Origin of the sequence: Roseburia sp. AF42-8 (assembly GCF_003435965.1) — a bacterium.
Classification (GTDB): Bacteria; Bacillota; Clostridia; order Lachnospirales; family Lachnospiraceae; genus Roseburia_C; species Roseburia_C amylophila.
In genome coordinates this window covers 1-3,826 of the sequence record NZ_QTVB01000090.1, presented here as the reverse complement: position 1 = coordinate 3,826, position 3,826 = coordinate 1, and the positions used below count along the sequence as shown (strand labels likewise).

General features: G+C 36.6%; 6 protein-coding genes. 1 reads left to right on the top strand and 5 read right to left on the bottom strand.

Going from position 1 to position 3,826, the window contains the following annotated elements:
• The 5 genes from DW059_RS15060 to DW059_RS15040 form a co-directional block, all read right to left on the bottom strand.
• Positions 1-472: hypothetical protein (locus tag DW059_RS15060; protein WP_117699333.1), on the bottom strand; the 472-nt coding region annotated here is incomplete at its 3' end.
• Positions 459-803 (bottom strand): DUF6572 domain-containing protein, encoded by a 345-nt coding sequence (locus tag DW059_RS15055; protein ID WP_117699332.1) that lies wholly within the window; start codon positions 801-803, stop codon positions 459-461. The genes DW059_RS15055 and DW059_RS15060, both read right to left, overlap by 14 nt.
• An 8-nt stretch (positions 804-811) precedes the next feature.
• Positions 812-1,543, bottom strand: coding sequence for a hypothetical protein (locus DW059_RS15050; protein ID WP_117699331.1), 732 nt, complete (start codon positions 1,541-1,543; stop codon positions 812-814).
• A gap of 386 nt (positions 1,544-1,929) precedes the next feature.
• On the bottom strand, positions 1,930-2,274 hold the full coding sequence (locus DW059_RS15045; protein WP_199534402.1) for a hypothetical protein: 345 nt from the start codon (positions 2,272-2,274) through the stop codon (positions 1,930-1,932).
• Positions 2,274-2,930 (bottom strand): hypothetical protein, encoded by a 657-nt coding sequence (locus DW059_RS15040; protein ID WP_147326070.1) that lies wholly within the window; start codon positions 2,928-2,930, stop codon positions 2,274-2,276. Before DW059_RS15040 ends, DW059_RS15045 begins: the two co-directional genes overlap by 1 nt.
• Positions 2,931-3,372: 442 nt before the next feature.
• On the opposite strand from DW059_RS15040, the gene DW059_RS17725 reads away from it, so the two are divergent.
• Positions 3,373-3,552 carry an IS3 family transposase gene (locus DW059_RS17725; RefSeq protein WP_199534401.1) on the top strand — a complete coding sequence of 60 codons (180 nt, stop codon included), beginning with the start codon at positions 3,373-3,375 and terminating at the stop codon, positions 3,550-3,552.
• The last annotated feature ends 274 nt before the right edge of the window (positions 3,553-3,826 follow it).

Genomic DNA, 3,826 nt, shown 5'->3' with positions numbered 1-3,826 from the left:
TGTTATTCATATTAATGTAGGCTAAACACTTTAGTACTTCCTTATCCATACCATCTTCATAATCAATAATATACTCATCAATATCATACTTTTCCATAAAATTATGACTACACTCATCTACTAATCCCAAAAGGTATTCCGCTTGCTCATCATATTTATCTGTAAGGTCTACTTCCCCTTTTTTTAATAAAATCGAAGGAGCCTTAAAAGCACCACTTGCCCTTAATGAATTACTCTTTTTGCTATTAGTTGGCATTTGCATAACCTTCCAAAAAATGTCATCATAGTTATAATTTTTAATATAGATTCTATAAACTAATTTCTGCGAATTTACAACAAGAAAATCACAATGAATAAATGTATCATCCTTTACACTATAAATGGTATTTGTTTTTGTTTTATATCCTCTTCTATCTGAAGACATATATATTGCTTTAATTAATTGCTTTTGTTGGTTTTTATCTAGCTTCATCTGCTCCCTCCTGTGAAACACAATATTGTATCTTTACACCAAGTTCGGCAACTTGATTTTGAACTGACTGTAAAAACTTTTCTGCATTAGCGGTTAAACTATATAAGAAATGAATTTCTATAATTCCATATGTTATATTTTCTCCTTTGTAGATATCTTCATACTGCTTCTGTTCAAGAAAGGTGATATATACATTAATCTTTTCTTGCAACATTACTAAATGCTGATATTCATCTCTCCAGTCCATATGGTCAGCTATCAGTAAAATTATTCCTTTATTATCATCCGTTAACGCTATGCCATCTACCGTTTTATTATCAACTATCGACATAATACCTCCTACTCTGGTCGAATTATTGTTACTTTTGTACCTGGCGGAATCTGGTATCCTCCAGAGAATATACCTTTTCCTTTTCCAACAACAGTTGCTCCACTTTCAAAAATCTCAGGAAATGCAATTTTTTGATTACTTGTTAGCGGTGCTGTCAATGATGATTTATATTCATTTATTACAACATTTCCATTTGCATCTAATCCAATTGCGTCAACTCTTGTTTTAACACCAGAAGATGTTTTTACAGTAATCTGTTCAACTGCATTATTATTTTGAGAACTAAATTTTGCAAATTCTTGTTGTTCAAAAGCTCTTCCATTTGTCCTATTCTGAGCTAATACATCAGCCTTACTACCACTCTCTCCAACATTCCCCAGCTGCTGTTTCTCAAGTTCTAATGACGCCTCCAGATTCATTACTTCCAGATCAGCCTCATTGAGCATTCCATATGTTGCCATTCCGGTTAATGAACCAACTACAAAACCTGCCAGTGGACTGTTGGTTGCTTCTGTCATGCTCTTTTCCACATAGCTGCTGGCTGCCATCGTCAGTCCCTGCTTTGCATACTCTGTTACTACGGCCCTTCCTATGGATGTTCCTGCACTTACTGCTGCATTTGCTGCCATTCCTCCGGTCAGTATCAGAGAAGCTGAGATTGTCAAAACATTTCCTATTAAATAATAGAGGTCCGGATTGCTGGCAAATAATGTATCACGGATTGGATTAACCGATACCATTCTTGGGTCTCCTGTCACTCCATGAAATCCTGGGATATCTCCGGCATAGCAGCAATTTCTACGATACTGCTCCTCACCGCATCAATCTCATCTATCCATCGGTCAAGCTGTGCCATGATTAATTCACGGATGCTGGTAATCTCCTCGTACTTTACATTGTTGCTAAGAGCACGTTTATATCAGCGTATTGGAAATAAATATTCTATTTTGATTTTGCAATGTCCTTTCGTATACCCGACTTGACAAAATTTCGCTAGTGTCTATTAATTAACATCATGGATTCTTAATTGCTTCACAACAGCTATGATGATTAATTAATAGACATGCATGAGTTATAGGTTGTTGGAGTCCGAAAGTATAACACTAATTAAATTTATTGAAAAAAATTATTCTAACGTTTCTAAAAGCAAACCTCCTTTTTTTCTGCATTCTTCCCATTCTTCAGCATTTAATAGAGCGTCTTCTGTCCATAATTCATTTTTTTTAGACATACCAATTAGCATCTCATCTATAGATTTTGCAATGATATACTGTTCTTGACTTATCCACTCACTTTCCAGTAACTCTTTTGCATACATCATCCCTATTTCACTAAAATCGCTTGCAAGCTCATCTGCAACAACTGTACCTTTCAGTTTTGCAATTTGTTCTGTTGCAGTCATAGACATTTGTTTTACAATGTCAATGAATCTATCATAGCATTGCATAATTTCTTCTATATCTTTTTCCACTATTTTGCCCTTTCTCCATTTATGTAATATCTTACAATTCCATTTTTACCAGATGAAACCTTATAATATGGCATCTCTCCATGATGTCCGCCACCTGGATGATATTGAATATATACAGAACTTCCATTTGGTGCATGCATACTTAGCCCACCGCCTTGTTCGTATGGAATTCCTGCTAGACTACCTTTGCCTAAAGGTTCCACTGTCCATCCATTTTTTGTGGCTAAATCTGAAATCTGTTTTGGAGAAAAGTCAGTTATTTTACTTGGCATATCCACAATATCTTGGATAGATGTACTTTCCCAAGTAACATTATCTGCTCCATATGTTTCATTAAAATAATTATGCCAATCATCACCTGTCATTGGATTCTTTACATTACTACTACTCTCTCCAACATTCCCCAGCTGCTGTTTCTCAAGTTCTAATGACGCCTCCAGATTCATTACTTCCAGATCTGCCTCATTGAGCATTCCATATGTTGCTATTCCAATCAGCGAACCTGTTAAAAAGCCTGCCAGTGGACTGTTGGTGGCTTCTGTCATGCTCTTTTCCACATAGCTGCTGGCTGCCACCGTCAGTCCATGCTTGACATACTCTGTCACTACTGCCCTGCCGATGGATGTTCCTGCACTTACTGCTGCATTTACTGCCATTCCTCCGGTCAGTATCAGGGAAGCAGCGATTGTCAACGCATTTCCTAATTAAATAATAGAGTTCCGGATTGCTGGCAAATAATGTATCACGGATTGGATTAACCGATACCATTCTTGGGTCTCCTGTTACTCCTGCATAAACATCCTGACCACCTTCTACTGCATTTGTACATCCATATGCAGCTGTGCCTAATCCAATTGCTGCAACTCCTACTGTAGCCACTAAAGGAAGAGCCATACCACAGGTTGCCACAATAAGTATGCCGCCTAAAATCATGGTTCCGACTCCGGCAATCGTCTTCACAATGCCTTCTTCTGTTCTCAGCTGGATGGATTCCTGCCACTGTTGTTGCTGCAGTTCATAGAACTCCTCACAGGAGTTTACCCTGTCCTTCACCTGTTCGAGATATGTACTTAACATTCCATCCATCATCTGTGCCAGTTGAAAAGAAAATGGCTTAACAGGTTCAACAGCTTAAACTATAGTCATGCCTACAGACTTGTTCTTGAATATATCGAAATCTTCTATAACACTATCAGAATTCACAATCACTGCAACTATATGTCGCCTGACGAATTTGAAAAACTGTATAAAAGGGTGAATATTCTACCAACAGCTTAACTGGTGGAACCTCTCATTTTAATTTCTTTAAAATTTTGACATAAGAGCAATGCTTAATTAATTCTGTATTCATTCCTACTTTAAAAGCTGTATTATTTTTATTATATATGCTTTTGAGGATTGTAATTTTGATAAGCCTTTTCTCTCGCCATTACCTTTTCTTCCTCTGATACCTCATCCGAAAATCAAACTCACCTTCTTTTATTGAAAATAATCATGAAATAATTTTTCATTTTCAACAAGTTGATATAAATTTGCACACCACGGATATCTT

What these genes read in the sequence shown, in the direction of transcription:
- DW059_RS15055 (WP_117699332.1), bottom strand. Translation starts at nt 803, where the DNA reads ATGTCGATAGTTGATAATAAAACGGTAGATGGCATAGCGTTAACGGAT.
- DW059_RS15050 (WP_117699331.1), bottom strand. Translation starts at nt 1,543, where the DNA reads ATGGTATCGGTTAATCCAATCCGTGATACATTATTTGCCAGCAATCCG.
- DW059_RS15040 (WP_147326070.1), bottom strand. Translation starts at nt 2,930, where the DNA reads ATGGCAGTAAATGCAGCAGTAAGTGCAGGAACATCCATCGGCAGGGCA.